The organism is Psychrobacter sp. 78a-MNA-CIBAN-0178, assembly GCF_040309625.1.
Classification (GTDB): domain Bacteria; phylum Pseudomonadota; class Gammaproteobacteria; order Pseudomonadales; family Moraxellaceae; genus Psychrobacter; species Psychrobacter okhotskensis.
In genome coordinates, this window is the sequence record NZ_JBEOOZ010000004.1 from 1 (window position 1) to 16630 (window position 16630).

At 44.0% G+C, this 16630-nt stretch carries 17 protein-coding genes; 13 read left to right on the forward strand and 4 right to left on the reverse strand.

The annotated features are described in order from the left end of the window. The first annotated feature begins 604 nt into the window (after positions 1–604). The 12 genes from surE to modB all read left to right on the forward strand — a co-directional run bounded on the left by surE (position 605) and on the right by modB (position 11703). Positions 605–1417 carry a 5'/3'-nucleotidase SurE gene (surE, locus tag AAEY80_RS04070; protein ID WP_201565735.1) on the forward strand — a complete coding sequence of 271 codons (813 nt, stop codon included), beginning with the start codon at positions 605–607 and terminating at the stop codon, positions 1415–1417. A 111-nt stretch (positions 1418–1528) separates the two neighbouring features. Further along, entirely contained in the window at positions 1529–2335 is an 807-nt protein-coding gene (locus AAEY80_RS04075; RefSeq protein WP_025650571.1) for a LysM peptidoglycan-binding domain-containing M23 family metallopeptidase, read from the forward strand. Between the two features lie 97 nt (positions 2336–2432). Then, positions 2433–3737: a lytic murein transglycosylase gene (locus AAEY80_RS04080; protein WP_350587928.1), complete on the forward strand. Its 1305-nt coding sequence runs from the start codon at positions 2433–2435 to the stop codon at positions 3735–3737. Between the two features lie 720 nt (positions 3738–4457). Continuing rightward, complete coding sequence (locus AAEY80_RS04085; protein WP_350587929.1) at positions 4458–5753, forward strand: molybdopterin molybdotransferase MoeA; 1296 nt, start codon at positions 4458–4460, stop codon at positions 5751–5753. Between the two features lie 122 nt (positions 5754–5875). Continuing rightward, positions 5876–6988 carry a GTP 3',8-cyclase MoaA gene (gene moaA / locus AAEY80_RS04090; protein WP_201576060.1) on the forward strand — a complete coding sequence of 371 codons (1113 nt, stop codon included), beginning with the start codon at positions 5876–5878 and terminating at the stop codon, positions 6986–6988. Positions 6989–7045: 57 nt separating this feature from the next. Beyond that, positions 7046–7576 (forward strand): molybdenum cofactor biosynthesis protein B, encoded by a 531-nt coding sequence (gene moaB / locus AAEY80_RS04095; RefSeq protein WP_025650567.1) that lies wholly within the window; start codon positions 7046–7048, stop codon positions 7574–7576. Positions 7577–7582: 6 nt separating this feature from the next. Then, positions 7583–8311 (forward strand): molybdenum cofactor guanylyltransferase, encoded by a 729-nt coding sequence (gene mobA / locus AAEY80_RS04100; RefSeq protein WP_201583314.1) that lies wholly within the window; start codon positions 7583–7585, stop codon positions 8309–8311. A 75-nt stretch (positions 8312–8386) separates the two neighbouring features. After that, complete coding sequence (gene moaC, locus AAEY80_RS04105) at positions 8387–8893, forward strand: cyclic pyranopterin monophosphate synthase MoaC (protein ID WP_025650565.1); 507 nt, start codon at positions 8387–8389, stop codon at positions 8891–8893. A gap of 239 nt (positions 8894–9132) precedes the next feature. Continuing rightward, entirely contained in the window at positions 9133–9414 is a 282-nt protein-coding gene (locus AAEY80_RS04110) for a MoaD/ThiS family protein (RefSeq protein ID WP_025650563.1), read from the forward strand. A 50-nt stretch (positions 9415–9464) separates the two neighbouring features. Beyond that, complete coding sequence (locus AAEY80_RS04115) at positions 9465–9956, forward strand: molybdenum cofactor biosynthesis protein MoaE (protein WP_025650562.1); 492 nt, start codon at positions 9465–9467, stop codon at positions 9954–9956. Positions 9957–9974: 18 nt separating this feature from the next. Further along, on the forward strand, positions 9975–10817 hold the full coding sequence (gene modA / locus AAEY80_RS04120; RefSeq protein ID WP_201576051.1) for a molybdate ABC transporter substrate-binding protein: 843 nt from the start codon (positions 9975–9977) through the stop codon (positions 10815–10817). A 187-nt stretch (positions 10818–11004) separates the two neighbouring features. Next, complete coding sequence (gene modB / locus AAEY80_RS04125) at positions 11005–11703, forward strand: molybdate ABC transporter permease subunit (RefSeq protein ID WP_201576048.1); 699 nt, start codon at positions 11005–11007, stop codon at positions 11701–11703. A 57-nt stretch (positions 11704–11760) separates the two neighbouring features. Here modB and AAEY80_RS04130 read toward each other — a convergent pair whose 3' ends face one another. Next, positions 11761–12231 (reverse strand): hemerythrin domain-containing protein, encoded by a 471-nt coding sequence (locus AAEY80_RS04130; protein ID WP_201576037.1) that lies wholly within the window; start codon positions 12229–12231, stop codon positions 11761–11763. A 463-nt stretch (positions 12232–12694) separates the two neighbouring features. Between AAEY80_RS04130 and AAEY80_RS04135 the strand changes: the two genes are divergently transcribed. Next, positions 12695–13603 (forward strand): pirin family protein, encoded by a 909-nt coding sequence (locus AAEY80_RS04135; protein ID WP_350587930.1) that lies wholly within the window; start codon positions 12695–12697, stop codon positions 13601–13603. Between the two features lie 113 nt (positions 13604–13716). Here the strand turns inward: AAEY80_RS04135 and yihG are convergent, their stop codons facing one another. The 3 genes from yihG to AAEY80_RS04150 all read right to left on the reverse strand — a co-directional run bounded on the left by yihG (position 13717) and on the right by AAEY80_RS04150 (position 16607). Further along, positions 13717–14682, reverse strand: coding sequence for a 1-acylglycerol-3-phosphate O-acyltransferase, YihG family (yihG, locus tag AAEY80_RS04140; RefSeq protein ID WP_173238958.1), 966 nt, complete (start codon positions 14680–14682; stop codon positions 13717–13719). Positions 14683–14923: 241 nt separating this feature from the next. Next, on the reverse strand, positions 14924–15925 hold the full coding sequence (locus AAEY80_RS04145; RefSeq protein WP_025650556.1) for a D-cysteine desulfhydrase family protein: 1002 nt from the start codon (positions 15923–15925) through the stop codon (positions 14924–14926). A 298-nt stretch (positions 15926–16223) separates the two neighbouring features. Further along, on the reverse strand, positions 16224–16607 hold the full coding sequence (locus AAEY80_RS04150; protein WP_101211678.1) for a TehB family protein: 384 nt from the start codon (positions 16605–16607) through the stop codon (positions 16224–16226). Between the last annotated feature and the right edge of the window lie 23 nt (positions 16608–16630).

Sequence of the window (16630 nt, forward strand, 5' to 3'; positions counted from 1 at the left end):
TGTGCTTTGTACTCAACAAAAAACTTGGTAATCCGCCTCTTCAGTTTGATTTGCTTATTTCAAGTTGAGAGTGGGGTAAGTTTATATTGTTGTACGTTGTTGTCTATTGTAACGTGTTACCGACCAGTTTTAATTGCATCTAGTCGAGCCACTATAAAATAAACATAGTACTACTGGGATGAATTTTTCGTCGCCTCTGTCAGCTTAGACACAGCAAGTAAGGAAAATTTATACCAGTGGCGCATTATAATACTTATACTCATTTTATTTGGGACTGACTATATTGCCGTTTGACTACCGTGAAAAATAAAGGATGCTGTCAAGCAACAGGCAAATTCTGCGCAAAGAGTGGGTTCGTGTCTGCTAGCGATTCAGGTATAATCGCCCATAATATCGTTGCACCTGACACGACTATAGGGTTAAAGTGCTATCTAATAATGACCACAGTTAGCATAAAACGGAGTGATAACAATCGTTCCCAGTGGTGCATCGGGGTGAGGTGCGCTCAGCAATTAATAGTCAAATACTGGGCTAATTATAGCAATTTTACCACCCTAAAGTAGACAAGCAGACAGACGGTCAAACCTAAATATATTGAGCACAAATGAAATTTTTAGTTAGTAATGATGATGGGGTACATGCGCCAGGATTGTTAGCGCTGGCGCAAGCTTTATCAAAGGTTGGTGAGGTGAAGGTGGTCGCACCTAACAATGAGCAGAGCGGCTGCAGTAGCGCCTTGAGCATCTCTCAGCCGTTGTATACTCAGCAGTTGCCGTCGGGGTTTATCGCGGTCAATGGTTCGCCTGCGGATTGTGTTTATTTGGCGTTACACGAGCTGTATCAAGACACGCGCTTTGACTGCGTGATTACTGGTATCAATTCAGGGGCCAACTTGGGACAAGATGTATTGTTTTCGGGTACTTTTGGCGCGGCATTGACCGCCCAACTCTTTGGCTTACCGGCGATTGCGACTTCTCTGGTAGGGGCGAGAATAAAAGGCGACGAGCAAGACCAAGCGCACCGCTATCAAATGGCCGCCGATGAAATAGTCAAACTGTTGACCGAAACATCTATAGTAGAGGCATTCAAAAGTTTGCCCTATCATGTATTAAACGTTAATATCCCTGATGTAAATGATGCTGATGATATTAAAGGTCGAAAAATCACCTGTCTGGGACATAGTCAGATAGCACGGCCTGTACATCATGTGGTAGATCCACGCGGGAGAGATGCCTATTGGCTATCGCTACGTAAGCGGCAACATGAATCGTCACTAGAAACTGAAGATATTCAGTCATCGGCCATGAACATGACGGATGACCAAGCGGTGGCAGCGGGTTATATTAGTCTATCTCCAGTGCGCCTGCATCATACGCCAGCTGACACCCTTAATACGTTGTCGGCGTTAATGCTATAATTTGGTGCTGCCAAATCCTAGCTGCCAAATACTAAACGGTATAAAAGTTAGCAAAATGCTTGTGATTAGCACAAGGAGTTTGTGAGTAACATAAAGAATAGGAAATCTTGTATGAAGAAGCTTATTGCTGGATCGCGCTTGGCAACAGTAGCATTGATAGGAACGTTGACAGCAGCATCGTTAACGATAGTAGGCTGTGCGACGAAGCCTACTTACCAATCAGCTAACCAAGTGGGACCTAAGATTATTACCAATGCGCAAGGCGTTCCTAACTATCATCGCGTGCAGCGTGGCGATACGGTCAGTCAAATCGCTGAACGCTATCGCTTGAGCTATCGTCAAATTGGGGCGATGAACGGTTTGGATAGTAAATATACCATCTATAGCGGTCAGTGGTTGAAGCTATGGGAAGGCGCGCCAGTAACGGCAGCTAGCAACAATCGCTATAATACTTATAATGGTGCTAATACTTCTGCTCCGTCACAGCCGACTTATACCCCTCCTGTCACCAGCACGCCAACGCCAGCATATGAAGTAACGGCCAACGCGACATCGGGCTATGATTATCCAAGTCGTAACCAAGTGGTTCGCAACTTTGATGCGGCAGCCGGTAACATGGGCATGTGGTTCGCTGGTAACGAAGGTGATCCTGTGCTTGCCAGCCAATCTGGTACTGTATTGTATTCGGGCAATGGTCTACCAGAGTATGGTAACCTCATCATGATTCGCCACAGCGATAATTACATCACCGCCTACGCTCACAATAGTCAATTACTGGTTAAAGAAGGCGAGCAGGTACAACTTGGTCAACGTATTGCCAGTATGGGTAGCAGTGGTCAAACCAACCAAGTCGGTCTAGAATTTCAAGTTCGCTTGAATGGCAATCCTATCGATCCACGGGCTGTACTCGGACGTTAAATGCTTTGATTTTAAATGCTTAGACGTTAAATTTGATGAACGGCTGCTAATTGTTGCCGCTAATCGCTAAGTTACTTATCCATACTTGAGAGTTTTTATGATGTTAAAAAAACAGTACATTGCCCTTTTCCCTGCCTTAGTAATGGTCGGTTGTACCAGTCAACAGGCGATGCAAAAACCCAGCAAGCCTGTGCGTCAAGGTAATGTACAGATTACCCAGACCCAAACCATTCAAGTAAAGCCAACACCGGCACCGGTCGTCAAGCCGCAGCCAGTGGCAAAACCAAGTTACAACAGCTTTTCTGATTGGAAGTCTGACTTCTCCATGCGCGCGCTGTCATCAGGCTATGATGCCTCAACGATTCGACGTCTGATGGATTCTGCTTACTTAAATCAGCAGGTCATCTCGCTTGACTCAGGACAGCCAGAGTTTTCAAAAATGCCGTGGGAATATGTTGATTCTGCGGTATCAGATGGGCGTGTGAGTACGGGTAAGCGCAAGTTTGCTGAGCAACGGGCATTTTTGTCACAATTAGAATCGCAGTATGGGGTAAGTGCAGAAACCATCGCCGCGATTTGGGGCATGGAGTCGTCATACGGCGTGGTGACTGGCAATAGCGATTTACCAAGCGCGCTCTCTAGCCTTGCTTATGACGGTCGTCGCCAAGAGTTCGCCGAAACGCAGTTACTATCATTAGCGACGCTATTGCAGCGTGGTGACGTGTCGTGGTCACAGTTAGAAGGCTCTTGGGCTGGCGGCATGGGACAAACGCAGTTCATCCCAGGTACTTGGTCAGAGCATGGTGTCGATGGTGATGGTAATGGTCACCGCAACCCATGGTCAACAGGCGATGCCTTAGCCTCTACGGCCAATTATCTCAGCAACTCAGGCTGGGTTCGCGGTCTGGCGCCTTTTTATGAGGTAACGGTTCCATCTTCATTTGATTATTCAGTGGTCGGTAGCAAGCAACCTGCAGCCAGATGGGCGGCGCTTGGCGTTGATACCATAGATGATGTGTATCTCGATGCCAATACGCAAATGGAGCTATGGCTACCAGCGGGTAAAGATGGCCCAGTGCTATTGTTAAGCCCAAATTTTGATGTGATCAAGGTTTATAACAACTCATCGAGCTATGCGCTGGGTGTGAGCTTGCTGGGTAAAGCACTGGCTGGGCAAAGTGGTCTACGAAAATCATGGCCGCGCTATGAAAACCCATTATCGACTTCTCAAGTGACCAGATTGCAGCAGCGCTTAACCAGTGCAGGTTATGATACCAAAGGCACGGATGGTATTATCGGTACCAACACGCGCAAAGCATTCCAGCGTTGGCAAGCCGATAACGGGCAAACGCCAGATGGTTTTATCAGTCAGCGGAGTGCTTCTTCATTGACATCATGGTGAAGTTGGTTGCTGGCGCTATTATGTAATAATCAACGCCACCGTTTTTGACGACTGTGTTCATAATTTTTTATAGTGATGACTCTAAAAAAGCACCTAGATTAAGGTGCTTTTTTATGCCCTATCTAAAGGCATTGATTTACAGGTAGCAGCTTACTTAAAAGGTACTGAGTTAAAAGGCTCGCATTGAAAATTAAGCAGTTAAAATTAAGTACTCACTATTCGGGCATGTCATCATTTTAAAAATGGCGATAAAAATGAGATAAATGGTAGCCAAACAAGAAAAATAGCGCAGATATAGTCAGAGCATTTTTAAACCGCTACGGTGTTGCCCGCCCTAGATGTACTCAGTGTACTATCTGCGGTCGGTCGCCTTGTAGCGATTCTAAAATTCCTTGACTATAGTATCGAGATATTGACCAGCTATTTGATACAATTTGGTAGTATTTAGCCTGTTTAGTCTCTTCCGTTCAGATTGAGGACATGCCCTAATATCGATTATCTGTTAGTGTTTAACGAGCAGGGTGCTATATGAACTTATTTGTATGGTGCTATCAAAAACTTAAGTACACTCGCATTGAAAATATATAAAATCGACTACAACTAGTAGAAGAGATGCAATTAACGCTGATAGCAAAAAATACGGGCTACAGATGATAAACTGTTAGCAATGCCTCACTATAATGTGATACTAATAACAACCGACAAACTGAGTGTTCTCCTATGATTACGATGGAAGCGTTACAGACAGCGATAAAGCTGCGCGTAGATACTTATAATAATAATGACTTTCCATTGCCAACAAGGGTGCTCAACACCTGTGAGCTGCTAGACAGTCGTAATCAAATACTGGCGCAAGATATCACCGCAACATTCGATATACCAAGACAGAATCTATCAGCGATGGATGGTTATGCGATCGCTCATGGCAGCGATATATCAAACGACAGCAGCATTCAAATCATTGGCGAATCACAAGCGGGCAGTGCTTATACTGGCGAGTTAACAGCGGGACAAGGTGTACGTATCTTTACTGGCGCCGTCGTTCCAGATAGCTGTGACACGGTCATCATGCAAGAGAATACTAACTTTGCCACTATTAGAGACACAATCGATAAATCAAAACCTTACACGGTGACGCTGTCGCAAACGGCTCAGATCGATAACAATATTCGCAAACAAGGTGAAGAAATCGAATCGGGCGAGGCCGTATTGAAGGTAGGTAAACGTCTTAATGCTGCTGATATTAGCTTATTGGCTAATTTGGGCGTCAGCCAAATCAAGGTGTTTCAGCCATTGACGGTAGGCCTGTTAGCAACTGGTGATGAGCTGGTTGCTATTGGCAATGAGCTGACAAGCTTGGCGCAAATATATAATTCTAATACGCCTACACTCAAAACCATGCTGGCTGATCTGCCAGTGACCATTCGTGATTACGGCATTATCCCTGACAATCTAGAGCAGACGACTGCCGCTGTCAATAAAGCGATGCAAGACTGCGATGTCCTGATATCAACGGCTGGCGTCTCGGTTGGTGATTATGATTTTTTGACTACCGTGATTGAACAGCTGGGTCAAATTAACCACTATAAAGTCGCGATGAAGCCGGGTAAGCCGTTTGTGTTTGGTGAATTAAACCAAGATATAGCTAAGCCCGTGTTATATTTTGGTCTGCCGGGCAATCCATTATCGACGGTCGTTGGGGCGTTACAGTTTGTGATACCAGCATTGTGGCAAATGTCAGGCGCTGATTTAGCAGAGCGACCCATGCAATTGAGTGTCAAAGCAACGCTCACAAACGATATCAAAAAATCAGCTGGTCGTAAGGACTTTCAGCGCGGTGTTCTCACACAAAACGACGCTGGCAGTTATCAAGTTGAGTGCTTCTTAGGTCAGCAATCACATAGAATCAAACAGCTTAGCCGAGCGAATTGCTTTGTTGTTTTGGACAAAGACAGTGGTAATGTGGCATCAGGTGATAGCGTCATTGTGCAGCCGTTCCCTTGGCTACATGCGTAGTGACAGTTTTCTAAATCTCTATAAGATGACTACAAAAAAACTGAAAATAAATCATACAATGGTAGGCCAAACACGAATAATAAAGTAATGCTGCCCACAAGCACTACTGATGGTAGGAAAATATGAGTGATGACAACATTAAGATAGGCCATGCACAACTGTATTCGCCTAGTATGTCTACATTAACAGCCGCTACGGCTTTTGATAATTATCAAGCCCCGTCTGTAGCAGCACCTACCGAGCAAGATATTGAGCACTCTCAACCGTTAACTGATGGTTTTGCTCGACGTCTTACCTATCTGCGTTTGTCTATTACCGACTTCTGTAACTTTCGCTGTGAATACTGTTTGCCGAACGGCTATCAAGGCAAACGTCCTGATGATGAGCTTAGTGTTCCTGAGATTGCCACACTGATACGCGGCTTTGCTCAAGTCGGCACCAAAAAAGTTAGAATCACTGGCGGTGAGCCCTCTATCCGTCGCGATGTCGTCGAGATTATTGAAACCATCAAACAAACTGATGGCATTGAAACGGTGGCAATGACCAGTAATGGTTATAAGCTGGGTAAGCATTTAGCCAGTTGGCAAGCAGCTGGGCTCGACCAGTTAAATATCAGCATGGACAGTTTTGATGCCGCTACTTTCCATAAGATGACAGGCTTTGATAGCTTACCGCAACTACTTGCTGACATGGATACGTTGCTACAAACCACGAATATCAAGCTCAAAATCAACAGTGTGTTGATGGCAGAGACCGCCTTTGAAAATCTGATAGATGCCATCGACTACGTCAAAGATAGGCGAGTGACTTATCGATTTATTGAATTCATGCAGACCAGCGACAATAGCGATCTGTTTTTTGCTCAGCATGCCCAGTCCGATATTATCACCGATTATTTATTAGAGCATGGCTGGCAGCCACATGAGCGCGGCAGTAGTGATGGTCCAGCGGTAGAGTACAGCCATCCTGATTATATGGGACGCATTGGTATGATTGCCCCTTACGCGGCGCATTTCTGTGATACCTGTAATCGCCTGCGGGTGAGCAGTCAAGGCAAAGTGCATCTGTGCTTATTCGATCAAGGCAACTATGATATTCGTCAGCATCTACAGACTAACGATGTGCAAGGTTTAGTCAATGATCTATATAGCTTTATGCCGATTAAACCTGAGCACCATCATTTGCATGATGCCAATAGCGGCATTATGCATAACCTGTCAATCATTGGCGGTTAAATTAATAAGCACGTTACGCTTTTTTAAACATTAACATCACCTTCTCGAGGAAACTCTATGAGCAAACCCGCTACAGCATTTACACCGCTTAATATTACCGTATTAACCGTCTCTGACAGTCGAACACTTGCAGAAGATACCTCAGGACAATACTTGGTAGACAGCTTAACCGAAGCAGGGCATCATTTAGCAGACCGTCAATTGATCTCTGATGATATCTACCAGATAAGAGCGGTGATCAGTGGTTGGATTGCAGATCCAAAGGTTCATGCAGTGATTACGACGGGCGGTACGGGATTTTTTATCAGAGATAGCATGCCAGAAGCGGTAAAAGTACTGTTTGATAAGTCGATCGATGGCTTTGGTGAAATGTTTCGTCTCATCTCAAAAGATGAAATTGGCATGTCTACGGTACAATCACGAGCGGTTGCTGGCATGGCAAATGGCACCGGTATATTTTGCTTACCGGGCTCATCAGGCGCGTGTCGTACTGGCTGGGAAAATATCTTAAAAGAGCAGTTCGATAGCCGTACTCGTCCATGCAATTTTGTGCCGCACTTTTTGGCACAAAATCCTAGCCATGACTGATATTCAATGATGGTTGATACTGCACCACATCTAAATAGCTTGGGAGGCGTAGTCATCTTAGCGGGTGGTGCGTCCAAGCGTATGGGCACGCCCAAAGCGGAGCTCACTCTGTCGACAGGTGAGCGGCTATTAGACTATCATGTGCGTCATGCCCTTGAACTAACAGCGGCTGATTCAAATGCCGCTGATTTCAATATACTGATTATGATTGCAGACAATGAGCGCGGTTTTACGGTTGATTTAGATTTAACTGTTAGTAATATACAATCTCCAATTATGCATATTACTGATTACACTCCTATGAAAGATGACAAACAGAGCGATAATGGCGGGGCTTTGGTTGCTATTGAATCAGCTCTGCAGACATTAGCTAAGCTCACTGATACAACGCCAAACCAAAAATCCGGCTCCTCATGGTTACTCGTTATTAGCTGCGATAGCTTAATACCGGCAACTGATTTGTGGCAAAAATTACAACCAGTGATTAGTCAAGCGGCCGATAAAAAAGTGGTTTGTCTAACCGATGATAGCCATCTATATCCATTATTGGGGCTGTATCAATTAAGTGTTGAGCCTGATCTGAAGGCTTATGTTGATAGCGGTCAACGCCGTGTCATGTCATTTATCAAGCCTCTTACGCAAGCGGTGCCTTTGACAGAAAATTGGCAGCATCTGACCAACTTTAATACCCCTGAAGATTTTCAACGTGCCTGCGCAGTGTTAAGCGATTTATAAAATTTTATCAAGAGACTTTATCAAGAGACTTTATCAAGAGACTTTATCAAGAGACCTTATCAAGAGACATTAGCAATGAATAGCAATAATCAGGAAAGCAGACAATCTAGCTTATCGCATCTAGACGGCAACGGCGATATTACCATGGTCGATGTCAGTGGCAAGACGGCAACGACGCGAGAAGCCAATGCAGTCGGACAAGTGCGTTTCCCAAGCGAGATTTATGCGCAAATCAAAGCTGCTGATGGTATGACCAAAAAGGGTAGCATTACTCAGACGGCGCATATCGCCGGTATTATGGCCGCCAAGCGCACCCACGATTTGATTCCACTGTGTCATCCATTGCCGCTAGACAAGATTGGTCTAGCCTTTGCTTATGATGACGACCTAAATGCCATTATCGTCAGCGGCACTGTCAAAGTCACGCATAAAACTGGGGTCGAGATGGAAGCCTTAACCGCCGTTAGCATTGCTTGTTTGACCATCTACGATATGACCAAAGCGCTATCGCATGATATCGTTATTGATAATATTCATTTGGTGACAAAAACAGGTGGAAAATCAGACTATCGTCATGCTTAAAATCACACTTAGAATAATGAAGTTTTTTATAACGATGAGCATTACCCGATGAGCAGTAATATATAGTCAAAATATCCTAAAATCGCTACGGTACTGCTGATATCAATTTTTTGAAGCCTCTGTCTGCGCAGGCATAGCAAGCAAAAAAAATAGATATCAGCAGTGCGTGATGTGTCGATATTACTTTTAACTGACTATAGTTATAAAGCTCGATAGTTTGCACAGAATGGAAGGTTTTTATGAGTAATATTGACGTAGCACCAAACACTGAAGCAACGATGACTATCAACGTCTTGTATTTCGCCAGCTTAGCGGACGAAGCCAATTGCCAAGAAGAAGCGGTCAGCGTTGAGCAGTCGACCTCATTGACTGAGCTATACGAACAACTCAGTCAAAAGCATCGCTTTAGTCGCCCGCAGGCAGAGCTACGCGTGGCGGTAAATGATTACTTTGCTAAATGGACAGACCAGATCTATGATGGTGATAGTGTGGTATTTATCACCCCAGTTGCGGGTGGTTAAATTTTAGTAGATCGCTTCCTAATTAAAAAGACAGCAAATAGAGACATCAAATGACAGATAACGTCCACAGCCACTCAATGAGTATCAAGCGTAGTATCGATGAAGCCTACCTAATCGCTGAGCGTGATGGCTTTGCGTTATTAGACGTAGCGATTGATGAAGGTCGACTAAAAAATACCCTCGATGATGATAGCTGCGGTGCTTTTGTTTGCTTTGAAGGCAGAGTGCGTAATCATAATAATGCCACTAGTGTTGAACGCTTGACCTATTATGGTTATGAAGACTTAGCGCTGAATCAAGGTCGCGCAATTATCGAAGAAGCTAAAAAGCGTTTTGAAATCACTCATGCCATTGCCATTCATCGTATCGGTGCTTTAGAGATAGGCGATGTCGCTGTGTGGGTTGGTGTGGTTTCTGCCCATCGTTATCCCGCTTTTGATGCTTGCCGCTGGATACTCGATACAATTAAGGCAGATATTCCGGTTTGGAAGCAAGAATACTACGACAATGATGTTTCCAAGTGGCTTAGTAACAATGGTTAAGAACGAGGATGGTTAGTAATGGCTAAGTTGATGGCGGTGACACCTATCTCTGCGTTTTTACTAGTAGCGTTAAGCGCTTGCACAGCAGAAAATACGGTTGACACGGATTCTGCTAGCCAGACACCTGAGCAAACCCAAACCCTACGTATTGCTGCTGCTGCCAATTTATCGGATGTGTTGCCTCAAATTGTTGATGGTTATAAAGTAGATAAAAATTTAGTGGCGCAGGATATTGATGTGACTTATGCCTCGTCAGGCAAGTTATACGCGCAAATAAAAGCAGGCGCACCTTACGATATATTCTTATCTGCCAATCAAGAATTCCCTGCCAAACTGGCGGCTGAAAGAGTCGTAGACAACGATAAAAATAATGAGAGTTATACACCATTTACTTATACGCAAGGTCAGTTAGCCTTATATAGCCTGACTAAGTCGTTGGACAAATCTGATCCGGCAGCATTGAGTGACTTACTTATAAATGATGCTAACGGCAAAATAGCCATTGCTAACCCCGAACTTGCCCCTTATGGCGCCTCTGCACAAACCTATCTAAAATCGCAAAATTTATACGATAGCCTAAATAAGCAAAAACGCCTGATACAGGCCGAAAATATTGGCCAAGCATTTCAATATGCGCATACGGGCAGTGTGGATTATGGTTTTGTCGCACAATCACAAGTTATAGCAATTAAGGCCAAACCTGAACGATTTATCACGTTAGCACCAGCCTCTTATCCAGCAATTTTGCAAGATGGAATTGTCATCAGTGACGCACCCATCGCCGTAGATTTTACGGATTATCTGCGTTCAAAAGCAGGACAACAATATTTCTCGCAAGCGGGCTATTTAATGGTTAAATAACCAAGCATTATCCTTATACCAAACCCAGAAATACGATTAGCTGTGTCAAAATCGCTTAGCCTACAATGCATAGTACTTGCACTCTTTTTACTTGCTACTCTAATTTTTGTGAATGATATTACTTGTTACGATCAGTAATGGCTAAGCCAGTAATGACTAGGAACGACCAGAAAAGAGCAGTGACGTTATGATAGCCCAATCTCTTATGGCAGATATGCTCAGTCCATTATGGGTAAGCATTAAGCTTGCTAGTGTTACGACCTTGTGCTTATTATTATTTGCGACGCCTATTGCTTATTGGCTCGCGAAGCCAAGCCGTGGACGAATGCTTGGTCGTCTTAAGGTCTTATTAGTGGGCATCATCGCGTTACCGCTGGTATTACCGCCTACCGTGATTGGCTTTTATTTATTACTGCTATTAAGCCCCAACGTCGGTATCGGTAGATGGCTCGCTGAGCATAACATCAGCCCATTCATCTTTACCTTTGAAGGGCTTGTCATCGGCTCTATTATTTACTCGTTGCCCTTTTATATTCAGCCTGTCTACGCTCAGTTTTTACGCATTCCACCAAGCGTCATCGAAGTGGCACATTTATTAGAAACCAGTCGTCTCAGGCGATTTACGAAAGTGGCATTGCCACAAGCGCGCGTTGGTATCATTCTTGGCAGCTTAATTAGCTTTGCCCATACCATTGGCGAGTTCGGCGTGGTATTGATGATAGGTGGCAGTATCTCCGGTGAGACCAAAGTCGTCTCGATTGCTATCTATGAGCAAGTCGAGGCACTGAATTATGAAGCTGCACATATGATGTCCGGCATTCTTATTATCATTGGTGTGATCATGGTCGCCTTGATTGCCACTGTCAATAAGCTAAATCAACGCTGATGCTCGATTAACGTCGATAAAAGCGACGCAAACAGCATTTTTGAAACACTATAATTTCTAGCGATTCTCATCTGAGCGCTTAATACTGTCTGGGCTTGTTTGATAAACAGCATCTAGCTCATCCTCTGTTAGATACTTTTCTACGACAGGATATAGTTCGCGCTCCTCAAAACGAATATGGTCGTATAGTAACGTGCCAAGCTCTCTAACTTGTTCTGTCGTTATAGACTGATTCGCTGTTTTTTGTCCCGTATCTATCAGGGTCTGCAAGCGTTTATGCTGACCAGTAAGCGTCTCTAATACCGATGCTACTTCAGGTTGAGATGCTCGATAAGGCTCTAGGGCGTTGGCAATTAAATTGTCTTCAATCTGAAAATGATATTGCATATCGTCGATATAAGCGGTGAGATTATGCCAGTGCTTGGCAATCTCGTCAGTCGTGTCAGCGCATTCTTTCGCATGACGAGACAAGTTGAGACCAAGATGATGCTGGCGAGATAATGGCTGTAGTTGATTGCTGCGTTTCATAATTGAACCCCTTCATAAGTCTACAAACGATTAGGTAAAATACTTTTGAAACAAAAGCTTTTGTTTCAAAAGCTTTTATTTTTAACACTGTCATTCTAAAAATCATGATGCTGTTACTATCAGCATACACAAGCATCAAGGCAGGTTGTTATTTCATTTTTATCTCTACTTTTCAAATGAGGACACGCCCTAGAATTATATAAATATAATTGAATTACTATAAAACCAATAGCACTGGTAATATCAGCTTATCGATTTTATGTAAAATTGACTATAGAATCGTCTTTGCATTGGCTCTATTTTAAAAAGGCCTAATAATTTTGAGAAACTGCTCCAAACGACAAGTATTGTTCTAAAAATAAGAACTATAATTTGCGTTTACCCCTGTTTATTTGCGGGTCGTCAACACCTATAATAGTGTTATCGAATAAAGACAACCGAGCAAAAACATAGGAAGATGATTATGACTACTACAAATAAAATCAATGATAATCTTACCCCACTACAACACCGTACCGTGATGCATCAACTACCTGGCATGCCAACCTCTGATGGCGCTGGCGTGAAGCTCACGCGTATTATTGGCACGCCGCATCTGGATACGTTGGATCCGTTTTTGATGTTAGATTGCTTTGAGAGCGATGATGCTGATGATTATGTGGCAGGCTTTCCTACCCATCCGCATCGCGGCTTTGAGACCGTGACCTATCTGCTCAATGGTCGTATGCGTCATAAAGACAATGCAGGTAATGAAGGTGTCATCGAGCCGGGCGGTGTGCAGTGGATGAGCGCTGGGCGTGGCATCTTGCATTCAGAGATGCCAGAACAAGAAGGGGGCTTGTTAAAAGGCTTTCAGCTATGGGTCAACTTGCCTGCCAGCGCTAAAATGAGTGAGCCGAATTATCAAGAGTTTCCACCAGAGTCGACGCCACTTGAGTGCCGCGACAATGGCACCGAAATTCGCGTCATCGCTGGTGAGACTAGCGAAGGTACGGTTGGACCTGTTATCAATAACTATACTTATCCGACGTACTTGGATGTTACCTTACCGGCTAATACCAGCTTTGAGCAGGCTTTGGCAAGCGAGCACAATGCCTTTATCTACGTGGTAGAGGGTGAGTTACAAGTACGAGATGCTGAAGGAAATGTCAGCAAAAATAATACGGTACGTGCCAAAAACCTTGCTGTATTAACCAAAGGTGATACTGTTACTGTGGATAGCGCTAATGATGGCGCGCGGTTTTTGTTAATCGCAGGCCAGCCGCTTAACGAGCCAGTCGCTCGCATGGGGCCGTTTGTGATGAATACTGAAGCCGAGCTACATCAGGCGGTCAATGACTTTCACAATGGCAAGTTTGGACAACCTGCTTAAGCGTGATTGTGAGTATCAACGCGTTAATGATAAAGTAGCAAAGCCCGCTAAATTAATTTTAGCGGGCTTCTTTATTGAATACTAAGAATGATAGGGTGGATTATTTACGTTTTTTATTCAGCACTTCCACTAGCAGGAGTTGCTTCAAATTCAGCCAGCATAGCGCTAATGCGCTTGTCTTTTTGCTGCCACATCTCTTCTATCCAAGCAAACATCTGCGCCTTGATGGCCTCATCATTCTCATAACCGCCATTTTTGACCGCATCAAAGAGCGCATCAGGTATCTCGACATGTCGTACGTCGACACCTAAGCGTTTGATATTGCCTTTCCACAGATCACTGTAAGTCGGCACCCCATCAGGATATACGATGGTCATATCCAAGATGCCATCCATCTCTTTACCCAACGCATTAATTGCTAATGATAAACCGCCCGCACGTGGCTTGAGGAGATACTTGTAAGGTGACTGCTGTTTGTCATGCTTGTCTTGGGTAAAGCGCGTGCCTTCTAAATAGTTCAATAAGGTAAAAGGTTTGTCTTTGAGTAGGGCGCATGCGCGTTTGGCTTCTTCGATATCTTTGCCTTGTAAAGCTGGGTTTTTAGCAATTGCCTCTTTAGAATGGCGACGCATCATAGGAAAGTCTAAAAAATAAAACGCTTGGCCGATAACAGGAATGTATATCAGCTCAAACTTGGTAAAAAAGCGCGTTAATGGCAAGCGGTTTTCACTAATGTATTGCACGATACTGGTATCTACCCATGACTGATGGTTGCTCATCAGTAGATACTTGCCTTGGGTATTGACGTCGTCAGGTAGGCTGATGCGCCAGTCTTTCTCCGGCAAGATATTATCGATTAAGGCGTTATTACTATTTATCCAATAGTTAGTCACTTTGATCATCGTGTCATCAGCGATCGCGGCACCGGTCACGACTTTAGTAGCACCCATTAGCCATACCGGTAGTGCAACGATTAGGCTGTTACCAGCAAGTACCCCTGTGGCCGTTGCAAGCGAGGCAACTTTGCCAAGTTTAGGGTTGCGTTTGTGCATTTTTTGCATGAATGATGACAGTCGCATATTAAATCCTTTTATTCTACTAACTGATAATGACTCCAGTTCACTGAACGCGCGTTAACCATAGTCGGTTAAATATAATTTGGATACAAGGAAGGCGGGTGAAAGCACTACAAATAGTAGACTAAACGAGCCTGAGACCATATCTGATTTATAGGGTACTGACTATATCTGGTTTTTATGAGCGTATAAACTGGACTTGAGAAGAATTGAGCTATCATTATCCACTTGCTGACGATATTTTCTAGCGTTTTTGAGTAATCTCTAACGCACTTGAGTAAGCGAACAAAGCGGGAGCACCGCCCGTATGCCAAAATAACACACGATCCGTTTGCTTAATTTTACCTGTGCGAATCATATCTATTAACCCGCCCATCGCACGACCCGTATAAACAGGATCTAACAAGATTCCCTCTGTTTGCGCAGTCATCTCAATGGCTTCGTTTTCCAAAGCACCAACCACGCCATAACCGCCGCCTACATAATCAGAGTTAAGTATTAAATCGCTCTCTGAAAATTGATGGTCGGCTGCGATAAGGACAGCGGTGCTATTGGCAAGCGCGACGGTATACTGATCAAATGGCACTTTGTCTGTTTCGCCTTTATCGATATTGATACCCACGATCTGCGCAGGCGAGTTGAGCATTTTCTTGCCAAGCATCAAGCCGGCTTGTGTCGCACCAGAGCTAGAGGCAAAAACAATATGAGTAAATGAGACGTCCATGCTGGTACGTTGCGACTCTAACTCTTTAAAGGCTTCTACAAAGGCCAAAGCACCCAATTCATTGGAACCACCATAAGGGATGACGTAGGGTTTTTTGCCTTGTGTTTTTAACTGTTCGACGATTTTAGGAATGTCTTCCCCTTTGCGATGGGCGCCTGCCCAATGAATATGACACCCGAAAATCTTATCCAATAATAAATTGCCACTTGCTTGCTCAGGTTCTTCTCCGCCTAATACTAAATGGCAGTCAAGTCCCAAGCTTGCAACGGCAGCAGCAGTTTGGCGACAATGATTAGATTGTGCAGCGCCTGCCGTAATCACGCAATCAGCACCCTGAGCAAGGGCGTCACCCATTATAAATTCAAGCTTACGGGTTTTGTTGCCACCCAATGCCAATCCTGTATTGTCATCTCGTTTCATAAAGATAGTAGGGCCGCCGAGTTTGTCACTCAATCTGGTGAGCTCTATCAAAGGGGTGGGGAAGAAGCCTAATGATTGTCTGGGTATGTGGTTATAGTCCATGTGTTATTCGCTTTATGGGTAGAGAAATTATGAGCTTGGAAGCTATCCTATGATAGTAATTATTGAATATTAATACCATACAATATTTAGCCATGAGAATAGCTATTTTTAGAGTATTAAATATATAATTTTGATAGATAAGTCTGCTCATTGATGACACGTCCTAGCCCAAGTTGCCCGTTTCAATCCATAGAGACCGTTTTAATCCATAGAGACCGTTTCAATCCATAGAGAATAGGCATTAAGTAAAAACACTGTCTTATCTTCAATTTCTAGAAAAATAGTTATCAGACCAATTTTATTCATTTGGCTTATCAAACAAGGCTTCGATAGGTTTGCTGTGAATCTTAGAGGCGTTAAACAGAGATTTATTAGCCGTATCGCCCTCTGTCCAAAAATTAATATTAAACTGAGCATCTTCACTCAGCTCTACTCGATGCCAATACTGTGGCGGACTAACTGCAAACTGTCCCGCTTTAATGACGATGGTTTGCTCTGGTTCGGTGGCTGCTTCATTGGCAAATCCGTAAAAAGTGACCTCTCCTTGCATGACACAAATCTGACCATACACGCCCTCCGCAGTATTGTGGTGAGTGAGTAGGGCTTTGGGTACTTTATCCTTGGTAAAGAAATGGGTAGAGCGTTTTACTTTCCAATGACTGGGGATGATTATATGGTTCATGAGAACTCCTTGATTGAGTAAAC